The organism is Variovorax sp. GW458-11-26-14-LB1, from assembly GCF_059423965.1.
In genome coordinates, this window is record NZ_JBWKYW010000041.1 from 43,416 (window position 1) to 60,297 (window position 16,882).

Annotated in this window: 14 protein-coding genes; 1 reads left to right on the forward strand and 13 read right to left on the reverse strand. The window is 69.0% G+C overall.

Translation table 11 applies throughout. The annotated features are described in order from the left end of the window. Positions 1-12: 12 nt before the first annotated feature. From AC07YS_RS23390 to alaS, 13 genes are all read right to left on the reverse strand, one after another. Positions 13-984, reverse strand: coding sequence for a VOC family protein (locus tag AC07YS_RS23390; RefSeq protein WP_095947548.1), 972 nt, complete (start codon positions 982-984; stop codon positions 13-15). Positions 985-997: 13 nt separating this feature from the next. After that, a complete protein-coding gene (locus AC07YS_RS23395) occupies positions 998-2,473 on the reverse strand; it encodes an aldehyde dehydrogenase (protein ID WP_495270058.1) in 1,476 nt (491 codons plus the stop codon). A gap of 8 nt (positions 2,474-2,481) precedes the next feature. Further along, positions 2,482-3,282 carry an aspartate dehydrogenase gene (locus tag AC07YS_RS23400; protein WP_354343357.1) on the reverse strand — a complete coding sequence of 267 codons (801 nt, stop codon included), beginning with the start codon at positions 3,280-3,282 and terminating at the stop codon, positions 2,482-2,484. Positions 3,283-3,302: 20 nt separating this feature from the next. Further along, positions 3,303-5,000, reverse strand: coding sequence for a thiamine pyrophosphate-binding protein (locus AC07YS_RS23405; protein WP_492695778.1), 1,698 nt, complete (start codon positions 4,998-5,000; stop codon positions 3,303-3,305). Next, positions 4,993-5,832, reverse strand: coding sequence for an SDR family oxidoreductase (locus AC07YS_RS23410; RefSeq protein ID WP_495261756.1), 840 nt, complete (start codon positions 5,830-5,832; stop codon positions 4,993-4,995). Before AC07YS_RS23410 ends, AC07YS_RS23405 begins: the two co-directional genes overlap by 8 nt. Positions 5,833-5,852: 20 nt before the next feature. Then, complete coding sequence (locus tag AC07YS_RS23415) at positions 5,853-6,686, reverse strand: IclR family transcriptional regulator (RefSeq protein ID WP_070060330.1); 834 nt, start codon at positions 6,684-6,686, stop codon at positions 5,853-5,855. A gap of 36 nt (positions 6,687-6,722) precedes the next feature. Continuing rightward, positions 6,723-7,592 (reverse strand): alpha/beta fold hydrolase, encoded by an 870-nt coding sequence (locus AC07YS_RS23420; RefSeq protein ID WP_495270057.1) that lies wholly within the window; start codon positions 7,590-7,592, stop codon positions 6,723-6,725. A gap of 31 nt (positions 7,593-7,623) precedes the next feature. After that, positions 7,624-8,160 carry a cupin domain-containing protein gene (locus AC07YS_RS23425; RefSeq protein ID WP_062474577.1) on the reverse strand — a complete coding sequence of 179 codons (537 nt, stop codon included), beginning with the start codon at positions 8,158-8,160 and terminating at the stop codon, positions 7,624-7,626. A 43-nt stretch (positions 8,161-8,203) separates the two neighbouring features. Next, a complete protein-coding gene (locus tag AC07YS_RS23430; RefSeq protein WP_495270056.1) occupies positions 8,204-9,019 on the reverse strand; it encodes an SDR family oxidoreductase in 816 nt (271 codons plus the stop codon). Between the two features lie 20 nt (positions 9,020-9,039). Then, the gene (locus AC07YS_RS23435) at positions 9,040-10,023 is read right to left on the reverse strand and encodes a Bug family tripartite tricarboxylate transporter substrate binding protein (RefSeq protein ID WP_495273748.1); all 984 of its coding nucleotides are present in this window, start codon (positions 10,021-10,023) and stop codon (positions 9,040-9,042) included. A gap of 191 nt (positions 10,024-10,214) precedes the next feature. After that, the gene (locus AC07YS_RS23440; protein WP_495270054.1) at positions 10,215-11,474 is read right to left on the reverse strand and encodes a D-amino acid dehydrogenase; all 1,260 of its coding nucleotides are present in this window, start codon (positions 11,472-11,474) and stop codon (positions 10,215-10,217) included. A gap of 53 nt (positions 11,475-11,527) precedes the next feature. Then, the gene (locus AC07YS_RS23445; protein ID WP_492735748.1) at positions 11,528-12,544 is read right to left on the reverse strand and encodes a 2-dehydropantoate 2-reductase; all 1,017 of its coding nucleotides are present in this window, start codon (positions 12,542-12,544) and stop codon (positions 11,528-11,530) included. A gap of 33 nt (positions 12,545-12,577) precedes the next feature. Then, positions 12,578-15,202 (reverse strand): alanine--tRNA ligase, encoded by a 2,625-nt coding sequence (alaS, locus tag AC07YS_RS23450; protein WP_495270053.1) that lies wholly within the window; start codon positions 15,200-15,202, stop codon positions 12,578-12,580. Between the two features lie 262 nt (positions 15,203-15,464). Between alaS and AC07YS_RS23455 the strand changes: the two genes are divergently transcribed. Further along, entirely contained in the window at positions 15,465-16,286 is an 822-nt protein-coding gene (locus tag AC07YS_RS23455; RefSeq protein WP_070060322.1) for a ferritin-like domain-containing protein, read from the forward strand. Positions 16,287-16,882: the final 596 nt, after the last annotated feature.

A 16,882-nucleotide genomic window follows, 5' to 3' on the forward strand; every position in this document is an offset into this window, starting at 1 on the left:
GGGTCACCGGGTTCACTTCTTTTCCGTCAGGAAAGCACCTTTCGGGCCTTCGGCGTTCTTCTGGCGGCGGGTGTGGCCATCGAGGCCGCCATCGACCGCCCATTCGGCGAACACGGTCGGGCCGGGCTCGAACTCGCGTGGCTGCCAGTCGGCGGTGAGCTGGTCTTCGTCGGCGTAGTACTCGATGAGGCCGCCGGCCGGGTTCTTGAAGTACCAGAAGTACGCGGACGACACCGGGTGGCGGCCCGGGCCCAGCTGGGTGTCCCAGCCGCAGCGCGAGAAATGCAGGCCGCCGCCGAACACCTCGTGGATGTCGCGCACGGTGAAGGCCACGTGGTTGAGCCCGCGCTTGCCCGACGGAATCTGCAGCAGGAACAGGTCGTGGTGGCCGCCCTCGGGCGCGCAGCGCATGAAGGCGCCGCGGTTCGGATAACCGTCGGACGACACGAAGCCAAAGCGCTGCGCATAGAACGCACTCGTGCCCTTCACGTCGCTCACGAAGAACACGACGTGGCCGACCTCGATCGGCGTGGCACGTTCGTAGATCGGCGCGGGCTGGTTCACGCGCGGCTTGGCGTTCCAGGTGTTCATGGCGCCGCAGTCGACCTCGACCGCGCGCTTGCGGCTGACCTGCAGACGCACGGCCAGGCCGTTGGGGTCGGTGCAGCCGATGCGGCGCGCGCCGTCGACCGTGGTGTCGGTGAAGGCCGGGTCTTGCGCGATGGCGGCGGCGTAGCGGTCCAGGTCGGCGTCGCTTTCCACGCCCCACACCACTTCGCGCAGCGTCGGGCCCTCTTCCATCGCGGGCGGCAGGCCGGGCTTGTCCCACGCCGCAACGACCACCTTGCAGCCGTTGAGGCACTCGAAGACGAGTTCGTCGGCGGCTTCGGACACGAGTGAAAGGCCCCAGTCCTGGAAGAACTGGCGGCAGGCGGGCAGGTCGTCCGCGCCGTAGGTGATCTGGTCGATGCCAAGTACGCTCATCGTGTGCTCCTGTTCAGTTCGCCCACGGGAGCGGTTGGTCGTTCGTGCCCCAGTACATGCTCTTTTGCTCCATGTACTGGAAGATGCCTTCGCGGCCCTTCTCGCGGCCCAGGCCGCTGTCGCGCCAGCCGCCGAACGGCGTCGAGACCGAGAACTGCTTGTAGGTGTTGACCCAGACCGTGCCGGCCTGCACCGCGCGGCCCAGCTTCCAGGCGCGCTTGAAGTCGCGGCTCCACACGCCCGCGGCCAGCGCGTAGACGCTGTCGTTGGCCTGCGCGATCAGTTCTTCCTCGTTGTCGAAGGGCATCGCGACCAGCACCGGGCCGAAGATTTCTTCCTGGCTGATGCGGGCGTTGTTGGTCAGGCCTTCGAGGATGGTCGGCTGGTAGAAGTAGCCCTTGTCGTAGTCGGCGCCGTGCGGGCGCACGCCGCCCGTGCGGATGCGCCCGCCCTCGGACACGCCCAGGTCCACGTAGCGCTCGATGCCTTCGCGGTGCTTGGCCGTGATGAGCGGCCCCATCTGCGTGCGCTCCGAGGCCGGATCGCCCACGCGCAGCGCATTGGCGCTTTCGGCCAGCCGCGTGAGGAACTCGTCGTAGATGCCGCGCGCGACAAACAAGCGCGAGCCCGCGATGCACGACTCGCCCGACGAACTGAAGATGCCGTAGAGCACGCCGTTCACCGCATGGTCGAGGTCGGCGTCGTCGAGCACCATGGTGGGCGACTTGCCGCCGAGCTCGAGCGACACCGGCATCATCTTGTCGGCCGCGATGTGGGCGATGTGCTTGCCGGTGGTGGTGCCGCCGGTGAACGACACGCGCTTGACCAGCGGGTGCTTGGTGATCGCGTCGCCGATCACCGAGCCCTTGCCCGGCAGCACGCTCACGATGCCCTTGGGCACACCGGCCTGCTCGCAGATGCGCGCCAGCTCCAGCGCCATGAGCGGCGTGACTTCGGCGGGCTTCACGACCACCGCGTTGCCGGCGGCCAGCGCGGGCGCCAACTTCTGGGCTTCGCTCGCGATGGGCGAGTTCCACGGCGTGATGGCCGCGACCACGCCCATGGGCTCGTGCACGCTCATCGTGATGAACGCGCCGCGCGAGGGGGTGATGGTTTCTTCGAGCGTCTCCAATGCGGCAGCGAAGAACTGGAAGGTGCCCGCGGCGCTGGCCACGAGGTTGCGCGTTTCGCTGATCGGCTTGCCGTTGTCCAGGCGCTGCTTCTGCGCCAGCGACTCGCCCTCTTCGCGGATCAGCTGCGCCACGCGGTGCAGCACGGCGGCGCGCTCGTGCGGCAGGCGCTGGGCCCAGCCGCTGGTGCGAAAGGCGTGGTCGGCGCGCGTGATGGCTTCTTCGACGTCGGCCAGGCTCGCGGCCTTCAGGCGTGCGATGGGCTCGCCGGTGGCCGGGTACAGGCTTTCGTAGACGTCGCCGCCGCCCAGGCGCCATTCGCCGGCGATGTAGATCGGAAGGAGTTCGGTGGAGATCATGGGGTGGCTCAGATGGCAAGAGGCGCGACGCGGTTGCGCAGCGCGCGCACGGCGCTGTACACGGTCAGGGCCGAGGTCTTGGGATTGGCCGCGAGCGGCTTGTTGCGCATGGTCAGTGCGAAGCTGCCGAAGGCGCCTTCGGCTTCGACGGTGTGCACGTTCTCGGTGGTGGCCGGGTCGGCAATGAGGCGCACCAGCGTCTGGTCCAGGCCCAGGCCCGCGAGCGAGACGGTGGCCGCCACGTTGGCGTTCTTCGGGTAGAGCAAGGCCGCTTCGCGCGCGCTGCCTTCGAAGATCACGGTTTCGTGGGCCAGCGTGTCCAGGTTGCGGCCCTGCTCGGCCGGCGTGCCCTTCCAGGCCTGCGGCGGCTTGCGGCCGGTGTAGCGCACGCTGTCCAGGCCGCCGATGCGGGCCGCGGCCAGCGCGTCGATGCCGCCGATGGCGCCGGGAATCAGCTGCACCTGCGTGCGGCCGGCAACGGCGGCGGCTTCGAGCTTCTCGGCGAAGCCCGTGGCCGACAGCGCACCCACCGAGGCCACCACGCAGGGCGTGCCGCGCGCCAGCGCGGGCAGCACGTGTTCCTCGATGGCGGCATGGCCGGCGGTCTCGACCACCAGGTCGATGCCGTCGGCGGGCACGGCGCTGCCCACCTGCGCGTCGGGGGCGGCCTTCTGCGCGGCGGCAATGCCTTCGGCCGGCACGACGATGGCCACCACCTTCAGGGCGGGATCGCCGCGCAGCAGTTCGAGCACCGAGGTGCCGATGGCTCCGCAGCCGACGAGGGCGATGCGCGTGATGGCAGTGGTCATGCGTGGGGCTCCGCGTTCGCTCACTTGGCCGCGCCGAGCGCGGGAATCTGCGTGACCGTGTTGGTCGGCGGGCCGGCGAAGCTGGTCTTGAAACCGCCGATCGACAGCATGTCGATCTCCAGCAGGAACGGGCCGTTGGCGGCGAGCGCCTGGTCCAGCTGCGCCGGCAGGTCGGCCAGGTCTTTCACGCGAGCGTGCGGCAGCGCGATCGACTTGCACAGCAGGTCGTAGTCGGGCGTGTGCAGCTCGGCGTAGCACTGGCGGCCGCCGTACTGCGCGTCCTGGATGTTCTTGATGACGCCGTAGCTCTTGTCGTTCATGAGCACGATGACCATGGGCGCCTTCTCCTGCACCATGCAGGCCAGCTCGCCCAGGTTCAGGATGAAGCCGCCGTCGCCGGCCAGGCAGAAGGTCTTGCGGCCCGAGCCCGTCACCGCCGCGCCGATGGCCGCGCCGATGGCCATGGGCATGCCCTGGCCGATGCCACCGCCCGTGGCGTGCACGCCGGCGCTGGGCTCGAACACGCGCAGCTCGCGGTTGCCCCAGGTGCTGTTGGACACCGTGACGTCGCGCACCCAGTTGAACTTGCGGCCGGCCACCGACTGCAGCTGGCGCACGAGCTCGGCGTACGGGCCGAGGCCGTCGCGCAGCGTGGCAACCGCCTGGTCATGCGCGGCACGCAGGTCGACCAGCAGCTGCGGGTCGGCCTGGTACTTCGCGGCTTCGAGGCGGTCGGCCAGGCCGTCGAGGGCCAGCGCGGAATCGCCGCAGACAAAGGCCTCGGACGCGTAGCAGCGGCCTTCGGCGGCGGCATCGGCGTCGATGCGGTACAGCGGGCGCGGCAGCTTCAGTTCGTACTTGAGCGTCTCGTTGCCGCGCAGGCGCGACCCGACCACGAGCATCGCGTCGCAGGTCTGATAGAAGGCCTCAACCGGCTTCTGGATGTTGTAGGCGCCGAGCGAGCCGGCATCGTCCTCGGGCACCGTGCCGCGGCCCTGCGTGGTCGTGACCACGCCGAAGCCCAGCTTCTGCAGGCGCTGGATCGCGCTGCGCGCATGGCGGGCACCGCCACCCACCCACAGCAGCGGACGCTTGGCCGTGGCCAGGCGCGCGGCCAGTGCATCGAGGCCGGCGGCCGAAGGCACGGGGCGCTCGATGGGCAGCGGCGACAGGTCGGCCGGCATGGTCGTGAGCGCCGACTGGATGTCGATCGGAATCTCCACGCTCACGGGGCCGGTCGGCGCCGTCATGGCGAGCTGCACCGCGCGCTTGAGCGTGCCGAGCACGGTCTCGACGCTGCGCACGCGCAGCGCGGCCTTCGACACGGCCTTGAGCATGGTGAGCTGGTCGGGCGCCTCGTGGATGTACGACATGCCCTTGTCCAGGTACGGCGTCTCGATCTGGCCCGTGATGTGCAACAGCGGCGCGCCGGCGGTCAGTGCCTCGACCATGCTGCCGGCGATGTTGCCCGCGGCCGGGCCGGTGCTGGTGATGCACACGCCCAGGCTGGCGGTGGAGCGCGCATAGGCGTCCGCCATGTTGCCCGCGCCGGCTTCGCCGCGCGCCGAGATGAAGCGCACCGTGCCGCGCTGCGCGAAGGCATCGAGGATCGGCATGTTGTGGATCGAGATCACGCCGAAGGCTGCCTTGACGCCGCACTGCTCGAGGAACGCGGCGACGACGGCGCCGACCGTGACGGTGTTGTTGGGGTTATGCATGGCGGGAATGGCCTCCGGAGATGTCGATGTGGCTGCCGGTCGTGTACGACGCGAGCGGTGAAGCAAGGAAAAGGATCGCGCGCGCGGCTTCGGTCGGAAGCCCCAGGCGACCCAGCGGGATGTGTTTGGTGGTGGCGAGCTGGCGGCTCCAGGCGGCCCAGTCCTGCGACTTGTCTTCGCGCGCCTCGAAGCGGCGGCGCCACTGGCCCGACTCGACCAGGCCGATCAGGATGCCGTTGACGCGCACGCCCTGCGGCGCGAACTCGGTGGCCATGGAGCGCACGAGGTTCAACAGGCCCGCGCGCGCGGCCGAGGTGGCGACCATGTGCGGCTCGGGCTGGCGTGCCAGCAGCGAGTTGGCGCAGACGATGGCGGCATCGCCCAGCACCGCGCGCTGCGCCGTGAGCTGCGGCAGGAAGGCGCGCGTCGGGTGGATGACCGAGAAGAACTTCAGGTTCAGCTCTTGCATCCAGGCCGCGTCGTCGGTGTCGGCGAAGGTGGAGACACGCCCCTGCCCTGCGTTGTTGACCAGCATCGAGGCCGGGCCGAGCGCGGCCTCGCTGGCGGCGGCGAAGGCGCGCACCGAGGCGGCGTCCAGCACGTCGCAGGTCTGCGCGAACAGCTTGGCGTCGGGGTACTGGGCACGCAGGCCGGCCACGGCGGCATCGAGCCGTTCGGCGTTGCGACCGCACAGCGCCACGGCGGCGCCGCAGCCGAGCAGCAGCTCGACGGTGGCCAGGCCGATGCCCGACGACCCGCCCGTGACCACGGCCACGCGGCCGGCCAGTGCGTCGGCGGCGAAGAAGGAAGAGGAAGGGGCGAAGGTCGTCATGGTCAAACGGAAATCAGTCGTCAGGCGCTGCGCAGCGGCACCACCTTGCTGGTGCGCGCGGGCGAGTAATTGAGCAGGCCCGAGATCTCGTCGGCGGTGCCGCGCACGCGCTGCACCATCTCGTCCATGCGGTTCTCGTCGATGTGGCCCGAGGTGATGGTGGCGCCCAGTGCCGCCACGATGTGGCCGCTGTGGTCGCGCACCGGCGCGGCGATGGTCGAGATGTTCGATTCGAAGAAGCCCTCGCCCAGCACATAGCCGCGCTGGCGGTCGGCCTGCACCATGTCGAAGAGTTCGTTCACGGTCTTGGGCGTGCTCGGCGAGAAGGTCTCAAGCTTGTCTTCGGGGTACAGCGCGCGCAGCTGCGGCAGCGTGAGGTCTTCCAGCAGGATGCGGCCCAGCACCGTGGCGTGGGCCGGCAGGCGCGTGCCCACCGTGACCGAGCTGGCGAACGGCGTGGCCGGTGCCACCTTGGCGACGTAGACGATCGAGCGGCCGTCGCGCACCACCAGGTTGCAGGGCGTGCGCAGCTCGTCGCAAAGGCGGTTGAGCAGCGGCGTGCCCAGCTGCGTGAGCTCCAGCGAGGCCAGGTATTCGAAGCCCAGGCGCAGCACGGCCAGGCCCAGGCGGTAGTCGCGCCCGCCCTCGGCGCGCTCGAGGAAGCCCATGTTCTCCAGCGTGGTCAGCAGGCGGAAGACGGTCGAGCGCGGCAGGTCGAAGCGGCGCGCCAGCTCGGGCGCGGAGAGCGTGCGGCTCTCGCGGCTGAACTCGCACAGCACGCGCAGGCCGCGCTCCAGCGCGGGCACGTTGTAGCGGTCCGCGCCCTCTTCCATCACTTCGTTGTCGGTGGCCATGTCTGGATTCCTCTCGGTTGTCTTGTTCGTGTCGGGTCAGCCGGCGAGCGATTCGCGCAGCAAGGCGGCGACGGCCTGCGGTTGTTCCACATAGCCGGCGTGACCCGCATCGTCCACCAATTCGAGGGGCACGCCGCAGCGGCGCGCGACTTCTTCGCAGGCGGCGGGCGGCGTGACGACGTCGAGCGCACCGCAGGCCACGCGCACGGGCATCGGCGGCGGCAGGTCGGCCAACAGGTCGGCGTTGCACAGCAGCTCGACGGCCTGGCGGTAGCCGTGGTCGTTCAGGCGCGCCATGTTCCAGCGCACCCACTGGCGGGCGTGTTCGCTGGCACCGTCGGACACGAGCCGGCCCGCGCGCTTGGCGGCCATGCCGGCAATGCCGAGGTCGTCGAGCGTGGCCAGGCGTTCGGCGCGCACCTTGGCGCGGGCGTCGATGCGCCCGGCGGCGCCGTAGCCGATGGCGGGGCTCACGAGCACGAGGCGGCGGATGCGGGCACTGGCGCTCGCATCGCTGCGGGCGGCCGACGCGGCGACGATGGCGCCCAGCGAATGGCCGACGAGCACGCAGGAGCGGATCGACAACGCATCGAGCATGTCTTCAAGGCGTGCGGCGTAGTCGGCGGCGGTCGGCGCAGCCGAAGCCAGCGGCGTCGAGCGGCCGTAGCCCGGTGCGTCCCACGCGATGAGGCAGGCCTGCGGCGCCAGCAGCGCCGCGGTGTCGAGCCACGAGGCCGCGCCCGAGCCGATGCCGTGCAGGCACACGATCACGGGGCCCTGCCCGCATTCGCGCACCGACACCACCGCGCCGCCGCCCACCGCGACGTCGCGGGCCGGAAAGCGTGCATCGAGCCGTGCCAGCTCGGAAGCCGGCAGGGTCTGGGCGGAGATGTCGACGGTGCTCATGGCCTGTTCGCTCGCTTGCTTGCTCGCTCGCTCAGCGCTTGATCTTGGCCAGCGGGTGGTCGGCGGGGTACGTCGGCGTGACGGGCTTCTTGGCGCCGAGCATCACGCACATCAGCGCGTCTTCGTCGCCGATGTTGATCTCTTCGCGGTACACGCCGGGCGGCACCGAGATCAGGTCGCGGTCGGTCATGATGGTTTCGAAGCGCTCGCCGTCCTTCTCGATCACGACCTTGAGCTTGCCGCGGATGAGGAAGAACACCTCTTCCACGTCGGTGTGAATGTGCGGCGGGCCTTCGTGGCCGGCCGGGATCACCATGGTCGAGAAGGTGAAGTGCTCCGAGGGCACGGTGTTGGTGTCGGCCGCGACACCGGTGCCGCCGGTGCCCACGTAGCGCATCTGCGCGCGGCGGAACTTGGGGTCGAAGTCGGCCTGGAACTTCAGCGCGTCCCAGTCGTACTTGCGGGTTTCGTAGCGGGCGATGCGGGTGTTCATCCACTCGGCCAGGCTGCTGCCTTCGGGCTGCGCCAGGGTGTTGTTGATCTTCTGCTGTTCGGACAAATCGCTCATGGGTGTACTCCTTGGTCGGGAAATTCGGTCGGTGGTGACGGGTTCAGTGCATCGCGAAGCCGCCGTTGACGGCGAGCAGCTGGCCGGTGACGAAGCGCGCCAGGCCGGACAGCAGGAACACGGTCGCGCCGCAGACGTCGGCCGCCTGCTGCTCGCGCGGGATGGCGCGGCCTTCGAGGTATTTCTGGTGGCGCGCCATCGGCACGTACTCGGTGGCCTCGACCAGCGTGAGGCCGGGCGCCACGGCGTTCACAGTGATGTTGTCGCCGCCCCATTCGCGCGCCAGCGAGCGCGTCATGGAGATGACGGCGCCCTTGCTCGAGGCATAGGCCAGCAGGTTCGGCGCGCCCCACAGCGCCGTGTCCGACGCGAGGTTGACGATGGCGCCACGGCCGCTGGCCGCCAGCGCGGGGCGGCAGGCGCGGCCCATGAGCCAGCTGCCGCGCACGTTGACGTTCATCACGCGGTCCCACATGTCGATCTCGAGCTGGTGCGCGTCGCGCCCGCCCGAGTTGGTGATGGCGGCGTTGTTGACGAGGCCGTCCAGGCCGCCCAGCAGGCGCACCGCCTCGGCCGCGCCCGCCTCGATGGAGGCCGGGTCCGACAGGTCGATCGCCAACGCGTGCGCCGTGCGGCCGGCATCGCGCAGGGCCTTGGCCTCGGTCTCGGCCAGCTCGCCGAGGATGTCGGCCAGCACCACGCTCGCCCCCGCCGCGGCCACGCACTGCGCGAACGCCAAGCCCAGGCCGCGCGCGCCGCCGGTCACGAGCACGCGGCGGCCGGCCAGCAGGTTGGCGGGCATCTCGGCCAGCAGGGCCTGCAGGCTGGAGGAATCGGCGATGGCTTTGAGGTCGGTCATGGCGGGCGTCTCCGTGAAGTTCAGTCGGCCTGGATGCCGAGTTCCTTGATGACCTTGCCGAAGCGCGCGAAGTCGGCGGCGTTGGTCTTGGCCAGCACGTCGGCGTCGCCGCCCACGGGCGTGGTGCCCAGCACGGCCATGCGCGCGACGATGTCGGGCATCTTCAGGATCTCGTTGAAATGGCCGTTGAGCGTCTTCACGATTTCGGGCGGCAGGTTGCGCGGGCCCCACAGGCCGTTCCAGGCGGTGAGCTCGACGTCCTTGTAGCCCAGCTCGGCGAAGGTCGGCACCTTGGGCGCGAGCGGCGAGCGCTCGCGCGAGGCCACGGCCAGCGGGACCATCTTGCCGTTGGGCATGTACGGCGCCACCGGACCCAGCGTGATGAAGGTCACCGGCACATGGCCGCCGAGCACGTCGTTGACGGCGGGCGCCACGCCCTTGTACGGCACGTGCGCCAGGCTGGTGCCCGAGGCGCGGGCGAACATCTCGCCCAGGATGTGCATCGGCGAGCCGCTGCCCGGGCTGGCGTAGCTCAGCGACTTGCCGCCCTTGGCCGCGGCCACCGCGTCCTTCAGGCCGGTGTAGCCCTTGGCGCCGCTGGCCACGAGGAACAGCGGCAGGCTGCCGGTCTGCACGATCGGCGTGAAGCCGTTGAGCACGTCGTAGCCCGAGGTGCTGCCGGTCTTGAGCACCAGCTGCGCGATCGAAAAGGTGCTGGGCGCGAGCAGCAGCGTGTAGCCGTCGGGCGCGGCCTTCGACACGAAAGCGCTGCCGATGATGCCGCTGGCGCCGGGGCGGTTGTCGACCACCACGGGCTGGCCGACGCGGGCCGAGAGCTTTTCGGCGTACAGGCGCGCCAGGGCGTCGGTGTCGCCACCCGCCGGATAGGCAACGACCAGCGTGATCGGCTTGCTGGGGTAGGTGTCTGCCCAGGCGAGTCCGGAAGCGCAAGCGGCGGCCAGGGAGACGGCAGCGGCGATGGCGAGGCGGCGAGTGTGTGTCATCGGGGGTCCGTGGAATCGATGGTTTGTTTCACTAAAGAAACAACGATTTATTAATGGAACACCGCGAGAATACCGACGAAGACAACTTCATGGCTAGGTAAAAACCCTAGTTGAGGTGACACCGGGGTGTGCGGCCCACGAAAAAGGGCGGCCGTTTCGGGCCGCCCTTCGAGGGTGGAAGCGGGGTTGGGCTACCCGCCGTAGCGCGCCACGGTCAGGCCTTCCATGTCGATCTCGGGCGCCCTGCCCGCGACCAGGTCCGCCATCGCGCGGCCGGTGCCGGCCGCCATGGTCCAGCCGAGCGTGCCGTGGCCGGTGCTCAGCAGCAGGTTGGGCACGCGGGTGGCGCCGATCACCGGCGTGCCGTCGGGCGTCATGGGGCGCAGGCCGGTCCAGAAGGACGCATCGCGCACCGGGCCGCCGCGCGGGAACAGGTCGGTCACGACGTGCTCGAGCGTGTCGCGCCGCCGCGCATCGAGCGCCAGGTCGAAGCCCGAGAGCTGCGCCGTGCCGCCCACGCGGATGCGATCGCCCAGGCGCGTGACCGCGACCTTGAAGGTCTCGTCCATCACGGTGGATTCGGGTGCGCCGCTCGCGTCGGTGATGGGCACCGTGATCGAGAAGCCCTTGACCGGGTAGACCGGCAGGTCGATGCCCAAGGGCCGCACCAGCGCGGGCGAGTAGCTGCCGAGCGCGACCACGTAGCGGTCGGCGGTGAACACGCCCTGGTCGGTGCGCACCGCGGTCACGCCCTTCCCCGCTTCATGTTCGAGGGCCTGGATGGTCACGCCGAATCTGAATTGCACGCCCTCGGCCTCAGCGAGCTTGGCCAGCGCCTGCGTGAACTTGAAGCAATCGCCGGTCTCGTCGCCCGGCAGGCGCAGGCCGCCGACGAACTTGTCCTTCACGGCGCCGAGCGCGGGCTCATGCAACACACAGCCGTCGCGGTCGAGCACCTGGTAGGGCACGCCCGATGCCTTCAGCACTTCCACGTCCTTCGCGGTGCCGTCGAGTTGCGCCTGCGTGCGAAAGAGCTGCAGCGTGCCCTGCATGCGCTCGTCGTAGCGGATGCCGGTGTCCGCGCGCAGCGCCTTCAGGCAGTCGCGGCTGTATTCGGCCAGCCGCACCATGCGGCCCTTGTTGAGTTCGTAGCGCGCCTGCGTGCAGTTGCGCAGCATCGACAGGCCCCAGCGCCACATCGCCGGATCGAGCATCGGCTTGATGACCAGCGGGCTGTGCTGCATGAGCATCCACTTGATCGCCTTGACCGGCACGCCGGGCCCGGCCCAGGGCGCCGAGTAGCCGGGCGAGACTTCGCCCGCATTGCCGAAGCTGGTTTCGAGCGCGGGCGCCGGCTGGCGCTCCAGCACCGTCACCGCGTGCCCGGCGCGCGCCAGGTAGTACGCCACCGAGGTGCCGATGACACCGCTGCCGAGAATCAGGACCTGCATGACAACCCCTCCCTCTTGAAAGCCGCCATGGCCTGAGGGTACAGGCTTGGCGCTCAGAGACCCAGTGAGTCCTGCAGTTCGCGCGCCGTCCAGCGCTTCGGCTGTTGCGGCCAGGCCTCGAGCAGCGCGACCATGCGCGCGTTGCGCGGCGCGCTCAGGCCGTGCTCCTGCGCGAGCCGCACCACCTCGCCGCAAAGCGCATCGATCTCGGTGCGGCGGCCCAGCGCCAGGTCGTCCGCCATGCTGGAGCGCGCCTTGGCGTCGATGCGCAGCATGCGCGCCGCGACGATGCGAAACAGCCAGTCGGGCAGCCGCAGCAGTCCGGGCAAGCGCCGCGCCGGCACGGCCGCCACCTGCGCGGGCACGATGCCGCCCGTGCGCAGCACGCCCAGCGTTTCGTCGATGAGCGCCGCGAAGCAGCGGCGGTAGCCGCGCTGCATGAGTTCGTCGCGCAACGGCAGGCCCGACAGCGCATTGACCGGGTTGTTGAGGTTGAGCAGCAGCTTGCCCCACTGCACCGGCAGCAGGTCGGCATGCAGGTCGAGCGGCACGCCAGCGCGCTCGAACACGGGCAGCCAGTCGCGCAGCGCGGGATCGTCTTCCGCGGCCAGCCGGCCGGGCGTGCCGCGGTGGAAGGCGCCGTCGTCGATCTCGGCCACGTTGTACGGCACCATGCCGGCGCGGATGTTGAGCGACGGGCCGGCCTGCCCCGCGGCGGCGCAGTTCGAGATGCCGTTCTGCAGCGAAACCACCGTGGTGCCGGCGGGCAGCGCAAAGGCCAGTTCGCGCGCCGCCTCGGCCGTGGCGCCGCTCTTCACGCACAGCAGCACCAGCGCGGGCCGCGCGCCCACCGGCACCTGCTCGCACAGGCGCAACGTGGGCGCCGCCAGCTTGTGCCGGGCGCCGTCGAGGTCGGTGAGCGTGAGGCCGTGGCGCGCGAGCTTGTCGAGCACGCGCGGGCGGCCGACGAAGGTGACGGGCACGCCCGCCGCCGCCAGGCTGCCGCCGATGAAACAGCCGATGGTGCCCGCCCCCATCACGAGCACTTCACCGGGGATCGCGTCGGACATGAAGTGCTGTGTGGGTAGTGAGCGGAAAGGACCTCAGGTCCGTTGGGCGACCCAGGCCTGCACCGATTGCAGCGCGGCCGGCAGGCCCGCGGCGTCGGTGCCGCCGGCCATGGCCATGTCGGGCTTGCCGCCGCCCTTGCCGCCGACCTGCTGGGCCACGAAGTTGACCAGTTCGCCGGCCTTGACCTTGGCGATGCTGTCGGCCGTGACGCCGGCCGCGATCTGCACCTTGTCGCCGTCCACGGCGGCCAGCACGATGGCGGCGGTCTTCAGCTTGTCCTTGAGCTTGTCCATGGTGTCGCGCAGCGTCTTGGCGTCGGCGCCGTCGAGCTTGGCTGCGAGCACCTTGATGCCGTTGACGTCCACCGCCTGCGCGATGAGTTCGTCGCCCTTGGACGATGCGAGCTTGCCCTTGAGCGCGCCCACTTCGCGTTCGAGCGTCTTGACCTGCTCGAGCACCTGCGAGAGACGGCCCTGCAGCTCGGCGGCCGGCGACTTGAGCGTGGCGGCCACGCTGTGCACGGTCGATTCGAGGTCCTGCAGGTACGACAGCGCATTGGCGCCCGTGACGGCTTCGATGCGGCGCACGCCGGCGGCCACGCCGCCTTCGCTGACGATCTTGAACAGGCCGATGTCGCCCGTGCGGCCCACGTGGGTGCCGCCGCACAGTTCGCGGCTGGTGCCGATGTCGAGCACGCGCACGGTCTCGCCGTACTTCTCGCCGAACAGCATCATGGCGCCGGTCTTCTGGGCCGATTCGAGGTCCATCACGCGCGCCTGCGTGGGCGCGTTGTCCAGGATCTCGGCGTTGACGCGCTTCTCGATCTCGAGAATCTGCTCGCGCGTGACGGGGGCGTTGTGCGCGAAGTCGAAGCGCGTCTTGTCGGCGTCGACCAGCGAGCCCTTCTGCTGCACGTGGTCGCCGAGCACTTCGCGCAGGGCCTTGTGCATCAGGTGGGTGACCGAGTGGTTGCGCATGGTGGCGGCGCGGCGCGCGGTGTCGACCGCGGCCTTGACCGCGTCGCCGACCTTCAGCGTGCCTTGCGTCTGCGTGCCGTGGTGGCCGAACACGTCGGCCTTGATCTTCTGCGTGTCGTCGACACCGAACTGCACGCCTTCGGCCACGAGCACGCCCTGGTCGCCGACCTGGCCGCCGCTTTCCGAATAGAAGGGCGTGGTGTCGAGGACCACGATGCCGCTCTGGCCTTCCTTCAGCTCATTGACGGCCACGCCGTCGAGGTACAGCGCGACGACCTTGGCGTTTGCTTCCAGGTGGTCGTAGCCGGTGAAGGTGTTGCCCGCGCCGGCGTACTCGACGTTGCGGTCCATCTTGAACTTGCCGGCGGCACGGCCCGCAGCCTTCTGCTTTTCCATGGCGGCGTGAAAGCCCGCTTCGTCGACGCTCAGGCCGCGCTCGCGGCACACGTCGGCCGACAGGTCGAGCGGGAAGCCGTAGGTGTCGTGCAGCTTGAAGGCGACGTCGCCCGGCAGCACCTTGGCATCGCCGGCCAGCGCCGCGTCGAGGATTTCCATGCCGTTGGCCAGCGTTTCGAAGAAGCGTTCTTCTTCGGCTTTCAGCGTGTCGATGATGCGTTTCTCGTCGGCCACCAGCTTCGGGTACGCGTCGCCCATGAGCTTCACGAGGTCGGGCACCAGCTTGTGGAAGAAGGGCTTCTTCTGGCCCAGCTTGTAGCCGTGGCGGATGGCGCGGCGCACGATGCGCCGCTGCACGTAGCCGCGGCCTTCGTTCGACGGAATCACGCCGTCGGCCACCAGGAAGGAGGTGGCGCGGATGTGGTCGGCGATCACGCGCAGCGAGTTGTTCGACAGATCTTGCGTGCCGGTCTCGCGGCCGGCGGCCTTGATGAGCGCGTCGAAGATGTCGATTTCGTAGTTGCTGTGCACGTGCTGCAGGATCGCCGCCAGGCGCTCCAGGCCCATGCCGGTGTCGACGCAGGGTGCGGGCAGCTTCTTGACCGAGCCGTCGGGCTGCATGTCGAACTGCATGAACACGTTGTTCCAGATCTCGATGTAGCGGTCGCCGTCTTCATCGGGCGAGCCGGGCGGGCCGCCGGGGATCTCGGGGCCGTGGTCGTAGAAGATTTCGGAGCACGGGCCGCACGGGCCCGTGTCGGCCATCATCCAGAAGTTGTCGGACATGTAGCGACCGCCCTTGTTGTCGCCGATGCGCACGACGCGCTCGGGCGGCAGGCCGATTTCCTTGGTCCAGATGTCGTAGGCCTCGTCGTCCTCGATGTAGACGGTGGCCCAGAGCTTTTCGGCCGGCAGCTTGTAGACCTGGGTCAGCAGCTCGAAGGCCCACTTCAGCGAGTCGCGCTTGAAGTAGTCGCCGAAGCTCCAGTTGCCCAGCATCTCGAAGAAGGTGTGGTGGCGCGCGGTGTAGCCCACGTTCTCGAGGTCGTTGTGCTTGCCGCCGGCACGCAGGCAGGCCTGCACCGAGGCGGCGCGCACGTAGGGGCGCTTGTCTTCGCCGAGGAACACGTCCTTGAACTGGACCATGCCCGAGTTCGTGAACATGAGCGTCGGGTCGTTGCCCGGCACCAGCGAGCTCGAAGGCACCACCGTGTGGCCCTTGGAGGCGAAGAAATCGAGAAAGGTCTTGCGGATGTCCGCGACCGTGAATGTGGGCTGGCTCATCTTTGGATTTCGTCTGCTGTCGGGGGCGGCCTGGCGATGGCGACCCTGCGTCGAAACCACTGCGTTGAACCGGCCTAACTGCTTGATTTGCTTGAACAATCGATTATAGGTTTGCGCATGGTGCCCGGGCCCGCCACGGGCCTTGCGCACGCGCGATCCGGGAGCCGGGGCTAATATGGACGGCTGAAGCGGTGCGCGCCCTCCCCGGCTGCAGCCTGTTTCTTCCCTGTTTTCATCGGCAACCTTGAATCAAGGAGCACGCATGGCGGGTCAGGCGTCGGAACACTGGAAGATCGAAGACCTCGATTTCTCCCGCATCGCACGCGAGCAGGTGCGCACGGACGAGAACCTCTTCTACCTGGTGGCGTCGGCCTCCTTCATCGAGAGCGGCTCCGACCTGTACACGCAGAACCTGGTCGATTTCTTCCGGGGCGACGACGAGGTCACCGAGTGGCTGTCGAACCACTGGGAGCAGGAAGAGCTGCAGCACGGCCGGGCCCTGCGCGCCTACGTGGACCACGTCTGGCCCGAATTTCCCTGGGAGACCGCCTACCGCGGCTTCCTCGACGAGTACGCCACCTACTGCAAGGTCGAGCTGCTGGCCCCGACCCGCGCCCTGGAAATGACCGCCCGCTGCGTGGTCGAGACCGGCACCGCCACCTACTACCGGGCCATGGCCCGCAGCACCACCGAGCCGGTGTTGCGTGACCTGGCCACCCGCATCGCGACAGACGAGGTCAACCACTACAAGCACTTCTACCGGTTCTTCCGCCGCTACCGCGCGCAGGAGCGGCTGAACCGTTTCCGCGTGATGGGCACCATCGGCCGGCGCACGCTGGAGCTGAAAAGCGAGGACGCCGACTGCGCCGTCCGCCACGTGCTGCAGGCCCGCGCCCCGCACCGCGCCGGCGACGCGGCCTACGTGCAGCAGCTGAGCGCACACATGAACCGCACCATCCGCACCCACCTGAGCCCCGCCGCCACGCTGAAGATGCTGATGCGCCCGCTGGAGCTGCCGGCGCGGGTGCAGACGGTGATCCAGTACCCGATCCGGCAGTTCATGGAGCATGTCTTCCTGCGCTGACGGGCCAAAACCCCAGAAAACGCCGGAAAACGCGCAAAAAAACCCAGCACGATGCTGGGCTGAATCTCTGGATTGCTGTCACGCACAGAGAACCCGCACTTGAAGCGAGTCCGCAAAATTTAGGGCCCGGGCCGCCCCCGGCTTGTCGGACAACACCGACAGTTCTGCACGATCGTTCGGACCGAGGGTATCCCCCGAAGCTCGAAAAAGTGCCAAATTCTTCACACTTTTTAACTTGTCCTACGGTTACGACATTTTTCAGCTGACATGCTGGGCGCGCGTCCTCGCCGAGGATGCACTTGCTGTCACGCAACAGGGCCGCAAAAGAAGAGCTCTCTGTTTGCCTTAGAGCGCGCCCCTTCGGGGGCCCCTCGAGATACCCGCTCCGGCGGGTATTTTTTTGCCCGCCACCGGGCCACCGCTCGCCCTACCACATCGCCATGACGGGTTTTCCCAATCCGGTGGGGACAATGTTGTGGAAAACCGTGTGTGCAGCGCGTGAAACCCTTGCCTGGCGGGGCCTGCAACGCGGTGCCTGCGAAAGAGGCAGCGAAGGTAAAAAACCCGGAAAAATATTTTTCCCGCCCGTTTTCCCC

What these genes read in the sequence shown, in the direction of transcription:
- AC07YS_RS23390 (WP_095947548.1), bottom strand. Translation starts at nt 984, where the DNA reads ATGAGCGTACTTGGCATCGACCAGATCACCTACGGCGCGGACGACCTG.
- AC07YS_RS23395 (WP_495270058.1), bottom strand. Translation starts at nt 2,473, where the DNA reads ATGATCTCCACCGAACTCCTTCCGATCTACATCGCCGGCGAATGGCGC.
- AC07YS_RS23400 (WP_354343357.1), bottom strand. Translation starts at nt 3,282, where the DNA reads ATGACCACTGCCATCACGCGCATCGCCCTCGTCGGCTGCGGAGCCATC.
- AC07YS_RS23405 (WP_492695778.1), bottom strand. Translation starts at nt 5,000, where the DNA reads ATGCATAACCCCAACAACACCGTCACGGTCGGCGCCGTCGTCGCCGCG.
- AC07YS_RS23410 (WP_495261756.1), bottom strand. Translation starts at nt 5,832, where the DNA reads ATGACGACCTTCGCCCCTTCCTCTTCCTTCTTCGCCGCCGACGCACTG.
- AC07YS_RS23415 (WP_070060330.1), bottom strand. Translation starts at nt 6,686, where the DNA reads ATGGCCACCGACAACGAAGTGATGGAAGAGGGCGCGGACCGCTACAAC.
- AC07YS_RS23420 (WP_495270057.1), bottom strand. Translation starts at nt 7,592, where the DNA reads ATGAGCACCGTCGACATCTCCGCCCAGACCCTGCCGGCTTCCGAGCTG.
- AC07YS_RS23425 (WP_062474577.1), bottom strand. Translation starts at nt 8,160, where the DNA reads ATGAGCGATTTGTCCGAACAGCAGAAGATCAACAACACCCTGGCGCAG.
- AC07YS_RS23430 (WP_495270056.1), bottom strand. Translation starts at nt 9,019, where the DNA reads ATGACCGACCTCAAAGCCATCGCCGATTCCTCCAGCCTGCAGGCCCTG.
- AC07YS_RS23435 (WP_495273748.1), bottom strand. Translation starts at nt 10,023, where the DNA reads ATGACACACACTCGCCGCCTCGCCATCGCCGCTGCCGTCTCCCTGGCC.
- AC07YS_RS23440 (WP_495270054.1), bottom strand. Translation starts at nt 11,474, where the DNA reads ATGCAGGTCCTGATTCTCGGCAGCGGTGTCATCGGCACCTCGGTGGCG.
- AC07YS_RS23445 (WP_492735748.1), bottom strand. Translation starts at nt 12,544, where the DNA reads ATGTCCGACGCGATCCCCGGTGAAGTGCTCGTGATGGGGGCGGGCACC.
- alaS (WP_495270053.1), bottom strand. Translation starts at nt 15,202, where the DNA reads ATGAGCCAGCCCACATTCACGGTCGCGGACATCCGCAAGACCTTTCTC.
- AC07YS_RS23455 (WP_070060322.1), top strand. Translation starts at nt 15,465, where the DNA reads ATGGCGGGTCAGGCGTCGGAACACTGGAAGATCGAAGACCTCGATTTC.